At 52.2% G+C, this 16,500-nt stretch carries 12 protein-coding genes; 5 read left to right on the top strand and 7 right to left on the bottom strand.

The features are described from left to right. Positions 1-3: 3 nt before the first annotated feature. The 7 genes from AAB391_03915 to AAB391_03945 are packed head-to-tail and all read right to left on the bottom strand — an operon-like array spanning position 4 to position 8,057. Entirely contained in the window at positions 4-2,010 is a 2,007-nt protein-coding gene (locus AAB391_03915) for a glycosyltransferase (GenBank protein ID MEK7645430.1), read from the bottom strand. 4 nt (positions 2,011-2,014) lie between these two features. Next, a complete protein-coding gene (locus tag AAB391_03920; GenBank protein ID MEK7645431.1) occupies positions 2,015-2,758 on the bottom strand; it encodes a class I SAM-dependent methyltransferase in 744 nt (247 codons plus the stop codon). Positions 2,759-2,778: 20 nt separating this feature from the next. Continuing rightward, on the bottom strand, positions 2,779-3,789 hold the full coding sequence (locus AAB391_03925; GenBank protein MEK7645432.1) for a glycosyltransferase family 2 protein: 1,011 nt from the start codon (positions 3,787-3,789) through the stop codon (positions 2,779-2,781). Continuing rightward, positions 3,776-5,602: an asparagine synthase (glutamine-hydrolyzing) gene (asnB, locus tag AAB391_03930; GenBank protein ID MEK7645433.1), complete on the bottom strand. Its 1,827-nt coding sequence runs from the start codon at positions 5,600-5,602 to the stop codon at positions 3,776-3,778. Before asnB ends, AAB391_03925 begins: the two co-directional genes overlap by 14 nt. Positions 5,603-5,626: 24 nt before the next feature. Next, positions 5,627-6,883, bottom strand: a complete 1,257-nt coding sequence (locus tag AAB391_03935; GenBank protein ID MEK7645434.1) for a polysaccharide ABC transporter ATP-binding protein — start codon at positions 6,881-6,883, stop codon at positions 5,627-5,629. 22 nt (positions 6,884-6,905) lie between these two features. After that, positions 6,906-7,742, bottom strand: coding sequence for an ABC transporter permease (locus AAB391_03940; GenBank protein MEK7645435.1), 837 nt, complete (start codon positions 7,740-7,742; stop codon positions 6,906-6,908). Positions 7,743-7,772: 30 nt separating this feature from the next. Next, positions 7,773-8,057: a helix-turn-helix domain-containing protein gene (locus AAB391_03945; GenBank protein ID MEK7645436.1), complete on the bottom strand. Its 285-nt coding sequence runs from the start codon at positions 8,055-8,057 to the stop codon at positions 7,773-7,775. A gap of 141 nt (positions 8,058-8,198) precedes the next feature. Between AAB391_03945 and AAB391_03950 the strand changes: the two genes are divergently transcribed. The 5 genes from AAB391_03950 (at position 8,199) to AAB391_03970 (ending at position 16,308) form a co-directional block, all read left to right on the top strand. Continuing rightward, on the top strand, positions 8,199-10,451 hold the full coding sequence (locus AAB391_03950; GenBank protein ID MEK7645437.1) for an O-antigen ligase family protein: 2,253 nt from the start codon (positions 8,199-8,201) through the stop codon (positions 10,449-10,451). 280 nt (positions 10,452-10,731) lie between these two features. Beyond that, positions 10,732-11,790 (top strand): UDP-N-acetylmuramate dehydrogenase, encoded by a 1,059-nt coding sequence (gene murB, locus AAB391_03955; protein MEK7645438.1) that lies wholly within the window; start codon positions 10,732-10,734, stop codon positions 11,788-11,790. A gap of 172 nt (positions 11,791-11,962) precedes the next feature. Next, a complete protein-coding gene (locus AAB391_03960) occupies positions 11,963-12,346 on the top strand; it encodes a hypothetical protein (GenBank protein ID MEK7645439.1) in 384 nt (127 codons plus the stop codon). A 140-nt stretch (positions 12,347-12,486) separates the two neighbouring features. Beyond that, a complete protein-coding gene (gene secA, locus AAB391_03965) occupies positions 12,487-15,051 on the top strand; it encodes a preprotein translocase subunit SecA (protein ID MEK7645440.1) in 2,565 nt (854 codons plus the stop codon). Positions 15,052-15,222: 171 nt separating this feature from the next. Continuing rightward, entirely contained in the window at positions 15,223-16,308 is a 1,086-nt protein-coding gene (locus AAB391_03970) for a phospholipase D-like domain-containing protein (GenBank protein MEK7645441.1), read from the top strand. The last annotated feature ends 192 nt before the right edge of the window (positions 16,309-16,500 follow it).

The raw sequence follows: 16,500 nt of genomic DNA on the forward strand, positions 1-16,500 counted from the left end.
TTGCTACTTCCGCCACAGATACAGAGCAATCGGGAAGCAGTAACTATTTTTGAATGTTTCGGCGACTTGGAAATTAAAATCGCGATCAGCGCCGCGGCCCATGAAAGATGGCCAGACCCGGTTTTTGAGCTTTCTGAATTGGACCTTTTCTATCACTTCGCGCTTGAACATTGGACTGTTGCCCGCGCCTGGGTAGGGCGCCAGGTTGCCAAAGAAGAGCTTGTTCAGTACGCGGAGACGTTTGTAGTGAAAATGAATCGCGCTATTTACATACGTCGAGACTTTTGCAACCAACCCTTTTGCTTTCTGTGACAACGTGTAAATCTCTTTAGGTCCAAGGATTTTTCCGTCAATTTTGTATTCCGCTTTCGTCCCCAGGAGCTCTTCTCTGAACGGGACACACTCAGTAGTGATGTGCATCGCGCCATGCTTGGTGAGCAGATCGTGTTGAACCTCCAGTCGGTTCAATAGGGAGGCATCATCGCCGTCCTGGAAGGTGATGAGTTCGCCACGAGCCTTGGTGAAGCCAAAGTTTCGCGCAGCATAGCCTGCGTTGGTGTTGCGTTTCAGTATCGGATCGATGCGCTCGGTGTCGTTGCCGGGTAGTGAGTAATAAGCGACTCGCGGATCTTCTTTCGCGACGTCCTCGACAATCTTTTTGGTGTTGTCGGCGCTGTTGTCGTCCACAACGATGACTTCAAGATGTGTGTATGTTTGTTGGAGGATTGAATCAATCGCTGTTTTGATCGTCTCGGCGTTGTTGTGTGCAGGGATGATGACAGAGATGAGCGGATTTGTTGCGGGGCGTAGTATGTCGTCGATAAAATGTCCGTAAGCGGAAGAAAAATGCTCTTTCGTATGGTGTTCCCGAGCATACATCCAGGTGTTGTGAGCCAATGTGCTGAGCTGCTCCGGTGCAGTCTGTGCGATTTTTTTCGCCTGTGCGCGGATCGATTCAATGGTCGGCTCCTCCAAAATGATTGCCGGGGCTTTCTCAGCAAGACCTGTTTGTCTGGTGACAATCGGGAAGACTCCAGCATGCATTGCCTGTATCACGGCACCGGAAGTACCCTCAGAGGCTGAAGGGTAAATGAGGGTTGCGCATTTATTAGCGATGGCAATGAATGTCGTGTCGCCGACGGTCATTGTGCCAGCCTTGTCCATCTTTGGTCGTGGATAGCAAGTGATATTCGGTAAGGCGAGTTCGGTTGCATAGACTGCTTGGAACGTTGTTTCAGCGGCGGTGGGGCCGATGATATGTAAATGCAGTTCCGGCATGGTGGAGAAAGCTTCTATTACCAAATCGAGTCCCTTTAGGATAGCCCCACCGCCGCTGAAGAAGAGAAAGTGCTTTCGCGCTTCGGCAAAATCTTTTCCGCCCGCCTCGCCAATCTCGGAAGCTTCAAATGTCTGTGCGACGGATATAGGAATGTGGCGAATCGGTTTATTGAATCGAGCAAATGTTGCGTAAACAGTGTCGTTGCCGAAGCCTTCAAGGAAGTCTGCATAAGCAGGATTTTCAGCACCGGTCTCGACGCGCCGAGCTGGCAGAATGATACCGCGTCGCTGTTTGAGTTCGGCGAGACGCTTCGCTTCAGCGGCGTTTTGAAAACCGCTCTCCGACGAAGTGATGTGCATTACTTTTTTGCATGAAGCAGGAAGGAGGGAGGTGCCTGCGAGGCCGGCAGTACACCATCGCTCCAGATTTTGCCGCACATCGACGACGGCATCATATTGTTTGCGCGGAACAAAAGACGTATTTGAGGCATTGATCACGTCGACATCATATCCTCGAACTGAAAACAGCCGAGCAATTTCAGAGCATTCCCAATAGTTGGTGTGTGGGTCGGTGAATCGCTGCCAAGGGAGAAGGGTGAAGGGGCCGGTGAGATATGAGAGGAGAACTCGACCTTTTTTTGTCGACTGGCCACCTGTCTTTTCGCGTGTCGCCGGCACATGCACTACTCCATGTAGCTTGTTTGAGACTTTGTTTTTGAGAGTGCCGATCATGCGATTACTTCGCCGCCTTCTTGATGAACAGCGCGAGGTCGAGCGTATCCGCCTGCTCAGTTTTTGTGATCGTGAATGGTCCTTCGAATGGTCCGTTGACGCAATTCCACTCCACTTCGCCGTGCTTTCGGGTGATCGCATCCAATTCAGCAAATGTCCACTCGCGCAAATGCCAATAATTCTTCGGCGTGCCATCGGCCTTGGTGTACTCTGGTCGCTTGTTCGGTGTAGTCAAGAAGACGCCGCGCTTCGAGACACGCAACACTTCGTCGAGGAAGCGATGGTAGTCCTCCACGTGCTCCAACACTTCCACACAGGTGATCATGTCAAAATAATTGTCAGGATAGTCGAGTTTATAGCCATCGTACAAAGAGAGTTTTTTCAACTTTGGATGCTTGCCGGCAAGTACGCGTTGGCAATAGTCGTAGGCTTTCTTATCGACATCGGCGCCATACACCTCAGTCGCTTTGTTCCCCAAAAGCACCAGTCCATAGCCGGTGCCAAATCCGACATCGAGCACACGGTCGCCCTCCTTCACATAATTATTGAGGGCACGAAAATACACCTCGATCTGGCACGGTGGAATGATTCCTTCGATTCCCGAGACAGCCGAGTATTCCTTCGGATCGGTCTTTTTCGACGTGTTAAAAACCAGGCCAACCGAACTCGCCGTTTTCACCGGCATGATCCGGAATCCGAGCGTGCTGTCTAGACAATTATTGACTGCTTTTAGGGTTTTTTTGATCATATAAATAGGAGCCAATTTTATCACGCCTTTTTTCGGGTCACAAGGCGGTAGAGTTTTTTCAGTAATTCGCTCTTCACCGCGATCGCGATGACTGTTTTCTTCAGGCTAAATGGCTCTGGACGAAAACTCCGTTCGTAAAAGGCTCGGTCGTATTCCATCCCGGCCGCTACCGCGCCTTCGGCAGTTGCCGGATGAACGATAGCTCCATCCGCGTAGAGATCATGTGTCGCTAGGTGCTGGTTGCTGCCGCCCGAATGCGTCCCTTCTGAGCCGATATTGGATACCAGATTTTTGCGAGGGATGATACAAAAGCCGCCACTCCTCAGACAGGCATACAGCCACTGCACGTCCCAGGTGTTTGTCTTTCCGGATACGATGTCGTCAAAGAGACGTTCCATATGATTTCTCATATATTTCTGATCTTCCGGATATAGCTCGTTCAGCATCTTTATGTCTCCCGAGTCGCTCTTGTTTCTTGTTGCTCTTTCCCAATCCTTCATCTGCACATCATACTGCTGCCATGCTCGGCGCCATGTCGCCCAGCCCCAGATCGGAAAGTATTTTGAAAATGCGTAGTCGGTCTCGATGTGCACATCTGGCAGAAAATTGTCGCCAGAGATCATCATCACTCGCTCATCCGATCGATACCGCTTGAGCATCTCTCCTGCGAAACGAAAGAAAGACGGGTGGGGTAGACAGTCGTCTTCGAGGATAATCCCTTCTTCGACGTGTTCAAAAAACCAATTCAATCCCGAGGAGATACGCTCTTTCAGGCCAAGGTTTTTTTCGGCGTAATTGCGACGGACTTCGCATGGCCAGTCAATCTCCGTATCTGCAACGATCGCTCTTGTTTCTTCGCAGAGGGCTGACTCGGCCGGGGTGCGTGGACCATCTGCAATAATGAAGAGCTGTCGAGGCTTTGCCTGGCGGATTTGCTCGAATACCTTGCGAGTGTATTCCGGGCGATTGAAGATGAGAAAGGCAATCGGCAAGGTCGATAGGTTTGGCGTGTTGATATTAGTCTGCGACATGGTATTTTTTGTGAGACTGTAGCCAGATTTCCAGGCAGTACAGTACCCAGATCTTGTAATGATATTCATCTTTACCCTCGACGTAGAATCGGTGAAGCAATGCCTCGACCGCTTCTTTGTTCATCATTGAAAAGATCTCCGCCTTTGGGTCGGATAGCGTCTTCTCCACTTCGGTTTTAAATGCGCCTTCTCTTAGCCATTTCTTCACCGGTGCACCAAAGCCTTGCTTGCGACGATGAACGAATTCCTGCGGCATCACCTCGCCGAGCAGGTCCTTGAGGATGCGTTTGTATGTCGATCCATCGGTTTTGTATTCATCGGGTAGGTTGTACACGAATTCCGCCAGCTTGTGGTCGAGGAAGGGCGAGCGCACTTCGAGTGAGTTCATCATGCCGGCTCGGTCGGCTTTCACCAAAAGGAGGCCAGGGAGGTAGGTGGTGAGGTCGAAGAGGTTGATCTTTCGGGCGGATGAGAGGGTCGAATGCGCGACTTGTGTATTGATGATACCGCCACCTTCATTGCTGCTGCCAGGTTGTTTCTTCCACAGTCGTCTTTTTTCAGATGAACTGAATACGCTGATTGCTCGTATGTATCCAGCAAATGGGCTCAGAAATACTTTCTCAATAAAATTCTTTCGGTACGACAGATGCTTGTGTCGAGTGTACCAACCATAGCCCAGGAAGAGTTCGTCTGCGCCGTCACCAGAAAGTGCCACCTTCACTTTCTCAGCGGTAGAGCGGGAGAGAAGAAACTGAGGGAAGTCCGATGAGTCGGCGTGTGGTTCGTCAAAATATGCGAGGGCACTACGGAGCTCGCCAACAGCGTCATCTTTGGCTTGTAGGGGGTAATGTTCGGTACCGATCTTCTGAGAAGCCTCGAGGGCGAAGGGGAGTTCGTTGATATAGTTTTGGTACCCGATTGAAAAAGTCTTGATTGGGGTCTTGGAAAAAGATTGTGCGAGGTGGGTGACCAGCGTGGAGTCTACGCCGCCAGAGAGGAAGGAACCGATCTCTACGTCGGCGATCATGCGCTTGCGCACTGCATCGGTGAGTAGTCTTCGGACGCCCTCCTTTGCCTCAGCGTATGTCAGTGTTTTTGTGTCGGTTCCGTTCGGTACGGTTTTTTCAAGTTTCCAGTACTGAGAAATCACCAAACGATCTTCAGTGTTTGTATTCTGAAAATCCAAAGTTGCACAAGACGCCGGTGGTAAGGTGTAAATATTTTTGTAGGTAGTTTTCCATGGCGGGATGTACATCAAGGTGAGATAGTCGTCGATGGCGGCTGGATTGAGTACGCCCTTTATTTTCCCCGATGCGAAGATTGCCTTGATTTCTGAGGCGAATATCAACGCACCGTTTTGGTCGTACGCATAATATAATGGCTTTTTCCCAAATCGATCTCGTGCCAAAAAAAGCTGCTGCTTTTCATCATCCCAAATAGCGAAAGCAAACATGCCGTCGAGATGTTTCGGACACTCAGCCCCGTATTCTTGGTAGGCTTTCAAAATCACCTCGGTGTCTGAATTGGTCGAGAAAGTATGACCTTTTTTTTGAAGCACACTGCGCAGCTCGCGATAATTATAGATCTCGCCGTTGAAAGTTACGGTGAGGTTATTTGCGTTGTCCCGCATCGGCTGATGTCCGCCAGAAAGATCGATGATCGAGAGTCGTGTTTGCGCTAGGACACATCGGTTGTATCGCGCGATCCCCTTGTCGTCTGGACCTCTCTTGGCTAGTGTGTCGAGCATCGAGCCGAGCATTCGGTCGTCGTATGTCTCAATGTTTGCGCCGGTAATGCCCAGGATTCCGCACATAATAATAGTTGATTAAATAAAAAATTACGGGTGCTGGGTGAATCTAAAGTCGAACAGCACCTTGCTTGGTACTGGCGGCAGCCGCTTGGTGCGATAGAAGCCGGCATTGTCGACGTTGATGACCGCAGCGTCGACAACAACATCGAGGATCTCGGAGTTCAGGCTATCGGTGGCCATGAAGAGGTCAAGTAGGTACTCACCAGTTTCCAAGTTGAAATGTTTGATCTCTACTTCGATCATGCCTTTTCCGGGTTTGAGTTCGATCTTCTGATCGAGGACAGAGTTGGTGATATTCGACAGGTCTTCGCCTTTCGCATTTTTGATGCCGATGGATACTTTTGCATTCACGTACGGCGTAATCGTTTTATTCACATAGCCGATGGCGAGTCGCAGTAAATGCTTCTCTTGGTCCATCTCGATGACTTCGCACGAGTTGAAGCGTACAAAGCCGCTGCCCTTGCGATCTGTGCGTGCGCCGAGGTCAGAGTCGCTCATTTCTTTTCGAGTGTGTAGGTAGAAATCAATGACCTCTTTTGTGTTGCCGACCATCTTTACTCGGCCGCCATCAATCAGCACACATTTGGTACAGAGCTTTTCGACGGCCGCCATGTTGTGGCTCACGAAGAGGATGGTTCGGCCGGTTTCCTTCACCACTTCTTCCATTTTGCCAAGACACTTCTTTTGGAATTCCGCATCACCAACAGCCAACACTTCATCCACAAGCAGAATGTCGGGCTCCATGTGTGCTGCGACGGAGAACGCCAGGCGTACGTACATGCCGCTCGAGTAATATCGCACTGGCGTGTCGAGGAATTTTTCTACGCCGGAGAAGGCGACGATGGCATCGAACTTCTGCGAGATTTCTTTCCGAGTCATGCCCAAGATCGCTCCGTTTAGATAGATATTTTCTCGGCCGGTGAGTTCAGGGTGAAAGCCTGTGCCCACTTCGAGGAGGGAAGCCACTCGTCCGCGCATGATGATCTCGCCTTCAGTCGGCGGGGTGATACCGGTGAGGATTTTCAAGAGAGTGGATTTGCCGGCGCCGTTCGAACCGATGATACCGATAATCTCACCTTTGTTGATTGATAAATCCACCTCCCGGAGCGCCCAAAAGGCTTCCTTGGTATCTATTCCCATTGCCGTTTTTGCTTTGTGTGCGGCAAAGCGGAAAGGATTTTTAAAAATATTTGCCAGAACGTCGCGCAGTGCAATGTAACCGCCCGCGCTGTGGCTGATGGTGTACTTCTTGCCGATTCCCTTGATTTCGATGATTGGTTGCATGGTCATGTGTTTTGGATGGCGACTAGATCACGTCGGCAAAGTAGCGCTCGACCTTTTTGAAATATACGGTACCGATCACGAGGAGCACGAGGCAGGCAGCGAAAGAGATTGACACCAACTCCCAATTGATGGGCGCTGTGCCCAACAAAGTTGCGCGTGCTGTTTGGATGACACCCATCATCGGGTTGAGTGCGAGTAGCCAGGAGTATTTTCCAGCAATACTCGCTGGATAGATAACCGGTGTCACAAAGAGGAGGGTTTGAATGAAAAAGGGCAACACGAAACGCACATCGCGATACTTCACGTTGATCGCCGCGAGGAAGAGCCCGCCGCCGACCGCGGCCATAAAGGTGATGATGAGTAAGAGTGGAATCACGGCAATACTTGCAAGCTCCGGCACGTATCCGTAGTAGATCATCATGCCGGCGAGAATAAAAGCGGCAATGGCGAAGTCGACGAATTTGGTGGTCACTGAAGAGAGCGGCAGAATCAAGCGTGGAAAATACACTTTGGTGATGATGGCCTGGTTTGAAATGAGTACGTTGCTTGTGTCGCTCAGTGCGCCAGAGAAGAATTGCCAGAAGAGTAGGCCAACATACACGAAGATTGGGTAAGGGACGTTGTCAGAAGGGATTTGAGCCAGTGTGCCGAAGAAGACGCTAAACACCACCATCGTAATGAACGGCTGGAAGATCGCCCAGAGTGCACCGATTGCTGTCTGCTTGTAGCGCACCTTCAGGTCGCGCCACGTGAAGAAAGCAAGGAGCTCGCGATAATTCCAAACCTCACGAAAATCATAAAGGCTAAATGTCTTTTTTGGCCGAATGATATTTTCGATGGTCTCTGTTGAGGTGGGCATGGTGAAGAGATGGGACTGAATTCTAGAATATTACCACTTATTAATCTTCTTCACGACCTTCTTCTTCGCGCTCAAATACGTGCGGACGGCTTCACGCTCGAGTTCTGGAGAGACGAGGCGAAGGATTTCTTTGCCGAGAATACGGTACTGGCCACCCACTTTGTTGGCACGCAACAGGCCGCGTTTTAGGAGGCGCTTGATCGTGCTCTCGCTGATGCGCAGGATGTCCTGCGTTTCGTTGGTGGTATAGATGCCGAGCGGCGCAACTTCCGTAATACCGCTTGCGACAGAGGTGTTTTGGGTCAGTCGATTCATGAAGTACATAGTAGCAGAAAAGTCAAAAGGTGTCAAAATGTGTCATGTGGATAATCGTCGGCGGGGTCGGCGCCGCCTATCGGTGCGTGATGGTTCCCAAAAGGGTGGCACCTTCGGCTTCAGTGCGGTATAGTTATGCCCATGAATACTGAATATATTGCAAAATGGGTGGCTCGCGCAGGCATGTTCCTGCTTCTGATCGTACCTTTCGTCGTGGCCGATGGCATGCTCTTCCCGAATTCCTTCTTTCCATTTATCACCGGCAAAGCTTTCGTTTTTCGTTTTTTGGTGGAAGTGATTCTTGCGGCATGGCTCGTCCTCGCCTTTGTCGATGAACAATATCGCCCGCGCTCGTCCTGGATCGCGCGGGCTGTCGGCGTCTTCATCCTCGTCATGTTCATTGCCGACCTCGGCAGTGAAAATCCGTTCAAAAGTTTCTGGTCCAACTTCGAGCGCATGGAAGGCTTCGTCACGCTCATTCACCTCGGCGCCCTTTTCCTTGTGGCCGGTTCGCTGCTCAAAACCGAGGCTTTGTGGAACCGTTTCTGGCAGAGCTCTCTCGTGGCGAGCGTGCTCATGGCGGCGTACGGCCTGTTTCAGCTCGAGGGTTGGGCGTTGATTCATCAGGGCAGTACGCGCCTCGATGCGTCACTTGGTAATTCCGCCTATCTCGCGGCCTACATGATTTTCCACGTGTTCATTGCGCTTTTCCTCTTGCTTCGCTACGTAAAAAAATACGCCGGCACTTCTCAGTGGTCGGCTTGGTTGCCTTCGCTCTATGGTGCAGCTGCCTTGCTCGACCTCACCGTCCTATATCACACCGCTACTCGTGGCGCCCTCATCGGTACCGCTCTTGGACTTACAGTGATCGCTGTTGGCTTGGCGGCTTTTGAAAAGGAACAGAAAGTCCTCCGCAATATCGGTATTGGTGCGCTCATTGCGATTGTGTTGGGTATCAGCGCCCTCTTCATTGGCAAAAATAGCGATTTCGTGAAGAAGAGCGAAGTACTTTCGCGTTTCAGCAGCTTGGCGACCTTCGATGTTTCCTCGATCGCGCAGGGCGAAGGGAAGTCCCGATTCAAGATTTGGAATATGGCCTGGGAAGGCGTGAAGGAGCGTCCGATTCTTGGTTGGGGACAGGAGAGTTTTAATTACCTTTTCTACAAACACTACTCCCCGGAGATGTATGACCAAGAGCCATGGTTCGACCGTGCGCACAATGTGTTTCTCGATTGGCTGGTGGCCGGCGGCTTTCTTGGCTTGCTATCATATCTCGCGATATTTGCTGCGCTCATTACGCTGGTCTGGAAAAAGCACATGCCATTCAGCTTGCCGGAACGGCTGACACTCATAGCTTTGGTGGTCGCATATTTTATCCACAATATTTTCGTGTTTGATCAGCTCGTGAGCTACCTCTACTTCTTCCTCGTGCTCGCGTACATCCACGCGCTGTATCATCACACTCGCGAGGGGCAGGGCGAGACGAAGGTCGGGATCTGGTGGAAGGCACATCGCCAAACGCTCGAAGATGCCGGCGTGCCTGTGGTGCTCGTACTGTTTGTTGCGGTCGTCTGGGCGGTGAATTGGAGCGGCTTCGCGCAGGCGACTCGTCTCATCGATGCCATCTCTCCACAAAAAGAGGGGTTGGCAAAAAATATCGAAATGTTTAAGGATGTTCTCGACCGTCGATCGATGGGGTTGTATGAATCTCGCGAACGCCTTGCTGAAATAGCGGTGCAGATGAGCCGTGCAAATGTCGATCAGCTGCAGAAGACAGAAGTATTCAATTTGGCATATGCTGAACTCAAGAAGCAGCTCGAAGAGACTCCAAATGATGTGCGCTATCTCTACTTCGTGTCTTCTTTCTTGTCGTCGTACCAGCGATATTCAGAGGCTTTGCCACACGCGCTAAAAGCGGTGGAATTGTCGCCAAAGAAACAGATGTTGTTGATAAATCTCGGCGGTATTTATCTCAATATCGGGCAGGTAAAGGAAGCCTTGGCGGCATACAAGACGGCGTTCGACCTTGCTCCAAAATATGAAGAAGCACGATTGTCGTATGCGGTCGCAGCGGTATATGCAGGTGACGAGGCGTTGCAGAAACAGTTGCTCGAGCCGGTATACGGCACAACGCTCATGACTGATCAACGTTTCTTGCAGGCATATGTTAATACAAAACAGCCGCAAAAGGCGATTCGTGCGCTCAGCGCGTTGGTTGCAGCTACGGTGCCAGATGATTTGCAACTTCGGCTCAAGCTCGCTTCGTTGTATTTGCAGACTGGCGACAAGGCCGGAGCGATTGTCCAGGTGAAAAGGGCTGGCGAACTGCATCCGGAATTTGCTCAGGAAGTGCCGGCGTATTTGAAGGAGATTGCGAACTACAAAGGGAATTAGGCGGTCGCTACAGGTGGTTGCACCCGCCGAGGCCGGTGGTATAATAGACAGGTGAGTGACTGACAACCTGTTGGACACCCAAAAAATGTATACGTGAGTCCCCGCCTTGGCGGGGTTTCGCGTTTTTGGCCGGCGCGGTATGATAGGAGGGCGGGCCTTTCTCGGCCTGTTGTGTCCGGCGATGGTGAGCGGCTGCACTCACATAATACATTACATTTGGAGCCGACTCCGCTCACCATCACTCGACGCAACGTATCTACCGCCCACGTTTTATTCTGACATGATCGCGATCCAAAAAAACGTTCCTTTGAGCAGCCTGACAACGTTTCGCGTTGGCGGTGACGCTGCATATTTCTGTGAAGTGCGGACGCCGGTGGAGCTTGCGGAAGCATCGGCGCTGTTTGTGAAGAACCGGCAAACGTATGGCAGTTTTTTCATCCTCGGCGAAGGTTCGAATACGCTCGCACTCGACGGTGGCTATGCTGGTCTCGCGGTCCGCGTGCTGATCAAGGGCGTGAAGTGGAAAGAGATTGTCGATGCTGCTGCGTGCGACAAGGTGGAGGTGGTGTCCGGCGGCGGGGAGCACTGGGATGATCTTGTTGGACTCACTGTGGGCAAGGGCTATTATGGCTTGGAAAATTTGTCGGGGATTCCTGGGACGGTCGGTGCCGCGCCAGTACAAAATATCGGCGCGTATGGTGCGGAGGTGAAGGATTGCATTTCTTTTGTTGAAGCGTTTCACTTTGAGACCGGTGAGACGCGGATGTTTACGCCCGAAGAGTGCTGTTTCGGGTATCGGGACAGTTTTTTCAAGAGTGTTGAGGGCCGCTTGTGGGTGATCACGAAGGTAGGTTTTTTGCTCGACAAAAAAGGCCGCGTCAATATTGGCTACAAGGATCTGAAGACGCGATTTACTGAGCGATATTCGAGCCAAGTGTCGCTCGCGGAGGTGCGCGATGCTGTTTTGGAGATTCGCAAGCAAAAGTTGCCGGATATTTCGCTGCTTGGTACGGCCGGTTCGTTTTTCAAAAATCCAATCATCCGCGCGGAGCTGTACAAGGAGCTGCAGGAGGAGTATCCGGCCATGCCGGGCTTTGTGGAGAGTGATGGGCGAGTGAAAGTGCCGCTGGCGTGGGTGCTCGACAACGTGTGTGGGCTGAAGGGATGGAAAAATGCGAATGGCCGCGTCGGACTCTACGAAAAGCAGCCGCTCGCGCTGGTGAATTTTGGCGGCGCGACGGCTGCCGAAGTGGCCGACGCGGCCGAAATGGTCGCCCTGGCCGTGAAAGAGAAGACCGGTATCGAGATCGAGTGGGAAGTGCAAAAGCTTGGGGCGTAGTCTTCGGTACTTCGTCGTCAGGTGCTATCAACAAGTTGCTATTGATTTTTTATATGTTAGGTGTACGCTGATAAGTAGGTTTTTCATCCAAGGTTTCCGGCGCTGTTCGCCTCGAGCGAATTAAGCAGTGCTTGAAGGAGGCTGAAGGTGATGAACAACGAAAGGCACACCAGTGAAAGTCAATCAGTGGACATTGGGCATCGCGGCTGCAGGCGTCATCGCCTTCGCCACGCTCTGCTCGATCGCAGGCAAGTCTGATCCGCCGGCACAAGTTGTCATCGGTCAGTCATCGCAAACGGAAATCATCGCGCAGTCCGACACCCTGGCCGAGGACATCTCGCCGCCACGCGTCGCTGTTGCCATCCAAAACGACGCCGTTGGCACCATCGCCAAGACCGACTCGAGCGCGTTCACTGAGAAGGAGGTGGTTGTCTTCGGACCGAAACTTGCCGGTGGTGTCGTCATTTCCAGCTTCGGCACCGCCTACTACGCCACTGTCGCGCACCTACATCCGCGCGTCTTGGCGATCCCGACTGCCGCCGCCGTGGTCGTCTAGGTTTACAAGTTCACAGAAGTCATCTGAGCCTCGCGCTCAGGACCCCCCCGTACGGCTCACGCTGTGCGGGGCGGTTTTCTTTCATTTTTTCACGGAAAACCTACCGAAAAAGGCCTCAATATGCTACTATTGTCCGACCAATGAAACCGAGCTTCTTAGAGCGATTTGGCAAGCTATTTGGCGACGAGAACGAAAAGGCCTTGAAGAAGGTGCGTCCTTTGCTGCCCAAAATCAACGCTTTGGAGCCGGAAATACAGAAGTTGACCGATGTGCAGCTGAAAGCGAAAACTGCCGAATTTAAGGCACGGATCGCCGCGGGCACCACACTCGATGCACTTTTGCCCGAAGCTTTTGCCGTGGTTCGCGAAGCGTCGCGCCGTACCCTCGGCCAACGACATTTTGATGTGCAGCTGGTGGGTGGTGCGATCATCCATGGCGGTGGTATTGCCGAGATGCGTACCGGCGAGGGCAAGACCTTGGTGGCGACCTTGCCTGCGTACCTTAATGCCCTCGCCGGTAAAGGAGTTCACGTGGTGACCGTGAACGACTACCTCTCGCGCCGCGACGCGGTATGGATGGGTAAAATCTATTCCTTCCTCGGCTTGTCGGTGAGCGTGCTCAATCATGAAGCGTCGTATTTGTATGATCCAGCGCATGTTGCACCGACACAGACTGAGGCAGAAGCGTTCGAGAAAAAGGAAACCGAGCAAGGATTTTTCAAGGTGGTGCACGAATTCATGCGCCCATGCAGTCGCCGCGATGCGTACCTTGCCGACATCACCTACGGCACCAACCACGAATTCGGCTTCGACTATCTGCGCGACAATATCGAGTATGAGTCAAAAATGCTTCGTCAACGCCCACCGGCCTGCGCCATTGTCGACGAGATCGACTCTATTTTGATCGACGAAGCGCGCACGCCACTCATCATTTCTGCACCAGCGCGCGACTCCGGAGAAATGTATGCGCAATTTGCGAAGATTGCTGCGACGCTTGAGCAAGAGACCGACTACACTGTCGACGAAAAATTCCATTCCATCGCTCTCACCGATGCAGGCATCACCAAGGCCGAGAAGGCGATTGGTGTCGACAATATCTATACAGAAAAAGGTATTGCGTATGTGCACCATCTCGAGACTGCGGTGCGGGCGAAGGCGCTGTATCATCGCGAGAAGGAGTATGTGGTGAAGGAGGGCGAGGTCATGATCGTGGACGAATTCACCGGTCGTCTCCAGCCAGGCCGCCGTTGGTCGGAGGGGTTGCATCAAGCTGTTGAGGCGAAGGAAGGTGTGAAGGTGCAGCAGGAATCGCGCACGTATGCGTCGATCACGTATCAGAACCTATTTCGATTGTACCCAAAGCTTTCTGGTATGACGGGCACCGCGCTCACCTCGAAAGAAGAATTTTTTAAAGTGTACGGCCTTGAGACGGTTTCGATTCCGACGCACCGCGAGATCACGCGAAAGGATCACAACGACCAGATTTTCCAAACCGAGGCGGGAAAATTTCAGGCCATCGCTCGCAAGGTGAAGGAGCTCAATACCAAGGGCCAGCCGGTGCTCATCGGTACTGTGTCTATTGAGAAAAACCAGCTCTTGTCGGCTTTTTTGAAGCAGGAGGGTGTGAAGCATGAATTGCTGAATGCGAAGCCCGAATACGCGGAGCGAGAGGGCGAGATCGTGGCGCAGGCGGGCAAGCGCGGTGCAGTCACCATCTCGACCAACATGGCCGGCCGAGGCGTGGATATCAAATTGGGCGGTGCGACTGCCACTCCAGCTGAATACGAAGAGGTGAAGGCGCTCGGTGGGTTGTTTGTGCTCGGTACCGAACGCCACGAGGCACGACGCATCGACAATCAGCTTCGAGGTCGTGCTGGCCGACAGGGTGACCCGGGTGACACGCAATTTTTCGTGTCGCTCGAGGACAATTTGATGCGTATTTTTGCTTCGGATACCGTGAAAAAGATGATGGGCCGATTGAACATTCCCGATGATCAGGCAATCGAAAATATCATTATCACCAAATCGCTCGAAAGCGCGCAGACCAAGATCGAAGGTTTCCATTTTGACGCGCGAAAGCAGGTGCTCGAGTACGACGATGTGTTGAATCTCCAGCGATTGAGTATTTATGAAAAGCGCCGCAAGGTGCTGCTTGGCACGCAGGCCGATGTTGATGCCGCCCTCGACCAATATGTGGTTGAATCCGGATCCGTCGAATTGGCTGAGGCAATCCGCAAAGTGATCGCTGAGAAGCGCGAGAAGCTCGGCGAAGCAGAATTTTATGCCACTATCCGCCGCCTGCTTTTACAATCGACCGACCTTTTCTGGGTGGAGCATCTTGAAGCGATGGACTATATTCGCTCGAGCGTACGTTTGCGTGCGTATGGTCAGCGTGATCCGCTCGTGGAATACAAGAAGGAAGGTTTGTTGCTTTTCAAGCGCATGGAGCAAAGTGCTCGCGAGCAGGTGTTGAAACTCCTCCCAAACATTGGCGCCGGTGCCTTTGTTGCCGACGAAAAAGCGATGCGCGAGACGCAGAAGAAGATGCACTTGATCAGCGGCGACGAGTCCGCACCTGCCAACGCTGCTGGCTCGGCAAACTCTGGCAAGGTCGCTATTGGCGACGGCACCTTCGCTAAGGTCGGCCGAAACGACGATTGTCCTTGCGGTTCAGGGAAGAAGTACAAGAAGTGTCATGGTGCGTAAGAGAGTCATAAATGGTAAGCCAACACTCCTGCCCGGCGGCCGCTCGCTCGAGCACTTGTCGCATTTTTGGTGTGCGGCGTGCAAGAAGTGGTGGAGTATTGGCGACGCACCGATAAAGCGCGTACAATGGTACTGTCCGTGGTGCGGGGTGGCGAATAGCTATAAAAAGTAATGTCTGAACAAACTCACGACTGGAAATTCTATCTCACCTCCGCGGAGGCGTGGGAGGGGATGCTCGCGGCTTGTGAGGCGGCAAAGACCGCGATCGATTTTGAGGAGTTTATTTTTGAAAATGATGCGATCGGTGCGCGCTTTGCGGACGTGCTTTCCCGCAAAGCGCGCGAAGGAGTGCGTGTTCGCCTGCTTCTCGATATGGTGGGCAGCATTTTTCTGCTCGGCGCGCCGATCGTGAATCAAATGCGCGACGCAGGTGTCGAGGTGGTCTTTTTCAGCCCCGTCCGCCCTTGGAAATTTCTCCGATTCAAAGTCTGGCTGCTGCGCGACCATCGCAAGCTCATGGTGGTGGATCGTCATGTCGGTTTTGTCGGCGGCGTCTGTATTGGCGATGCTTTTGCACATTGGCGCGATACCCAGGTACGGATCGAGGGGAATATCGTGGTGCATCTACAAGAAGCTTTTGATCATATGTGGTGGACAGGGAAGAAGGATTCAGAAAAAGTCTTTCGTTTTCCGGAGCATCGCACGACCGAAGATGGTTTCCGCTTGCTCACCAATGCGCCCCATGCGCGCCAGCGTTTTATCAACTCCACCTTTGTCGACGTGATGCGCAATGCGAAACGTTCCCTCTACCTCACCACGCCGTATTTCGTGCCCGATCGAAAATTCTTCCGCGTGTTGCGCCTCGCGGCTCGCCGTGGCACCGATGTGCGCCTGTTGGTACCGGAGAAATCCGATCATCCGTATGTCGATCTCGCTTCGAATGCCCACTTCCGAAAAGCCTTGAAATCCGGCGTGCGCATCTATCGGTATCCGAAGGTGATGATCCATGCCAAGACGATGGTGGTGGACGACGAATGGTGTTCGGTTGGCAGTGCAAACCTCGATAACCTCAGTTCTTTTTCCAATTATGAACTAAATCTCACCTCGACCGACCGGCGATTTGTCGAAGAGCTCCGTAACCAATTTTTGGGCGATATCGCCGGCGCAAAAGAGGTGAAAGCTGAAGAGTGGAGGAACCGTCCAGGTATTCTGAAAGTCCTCGAAGGCATCTGTTTGCCGTTCGGTCGGTTTTTTTAGCTTCCCGCCAAGGGGAAACTGACCTGAACAGGGGGGCGGCGCAGTGAAAAAGAGTACCCGCGGATTTTTCATACTTTTCTCATACTTTCGTATGAAAAATCCGCACCTACGCAAAAACGCCTCGCCGCCCAGTCCCATTTTGATACTCACGGCCTACTCGTCAAAACTTTTTTGCTCACTGACGAAAACTTT

The sequence above is a fragment of the Patescibacteria group bacterium genome (assembly GCA_038065315.1).
Lineage (GTDB): Bacteria > Patescibacteriota > Minisyncoccia > Phycocordibacterales > JBBTRF01 > JBBTRF01.

Bases quoted from the DNA above. Each gene is read 5' to 3' on its own strand.
- AAB391_03915 (MEK7645430.1), bottom strand. From the start codon at position 2,010: ATGATCGGCACTCTCAAAAACAAAGTCTCAAACAAGCTACATGGAGTA.
- AAB391_03920 (MEK7645431.1), bottom strand. From the start codon at position 2,758: ATGATCAAAAAAACCCTAAAAGCAGTCAATAATTGTCTAGACAGCACG.
- AAB391_03925 (MEK7645432.1), bottom strand. From the start codon at position 3,789: ATGTCGCAGACTAATATCAACACGCCAAACCTATCGACCTTGCCGATT.
- asnB (MEK7645433.1), bottom strand. From the start codon at position 5,602: ATGTGCGGAATCCTGGGCATTACCGGCGCAAACATTGAGACATACGAC.
- AAB391_03935 (MEK7645434.1), bottom strand. From the start codon at position 6,883: ATGCAACCAATCATCGAAATCAAGGGAATCGGCAAGAAGTACACCATC.
- AAB391_03940 (MEK7645435.1), bottom strand. From the start codon at position 7,742: ATGCCCACCTCAACAGAGACCATCGAAAATATCATTCGGCCAAAAAAG.
- AAB391_03945 (MEK7645436.1), bottom strand. From the start codon at position 8,057: ATGAATCGACTGACCCAAAACACCTCTGTCGCAAGCGGTATTACGGAA.
- AAB391_03950 (MEK7645437.1), top strand. From the start codon at position 8,199: ATGAATACTGAATATATTGCAAAATGGGTGGCTCGCGCAGGCATGTTC.
- murB (MEK7645438.1), top strand. From the start codon at position 10,732: ATGATCGCGATCCAAAAAAACGTTCCTTTGAGCAGCCTGACAACGTTT.
- secA (MEK7645440.1), top strand. From the start codon at position 12,487: ATGAAACCGAGCTTCTTAGAGCGATTTGGCAAGCTATTTGGCGACGAG.
- AAB391_03970 (MEK7645441.1), top strand. From the start codon at position 15,223: ATGTCTGAACAAACTCACGACTGGAAATTCTATCTCACCTCCGCGGAG.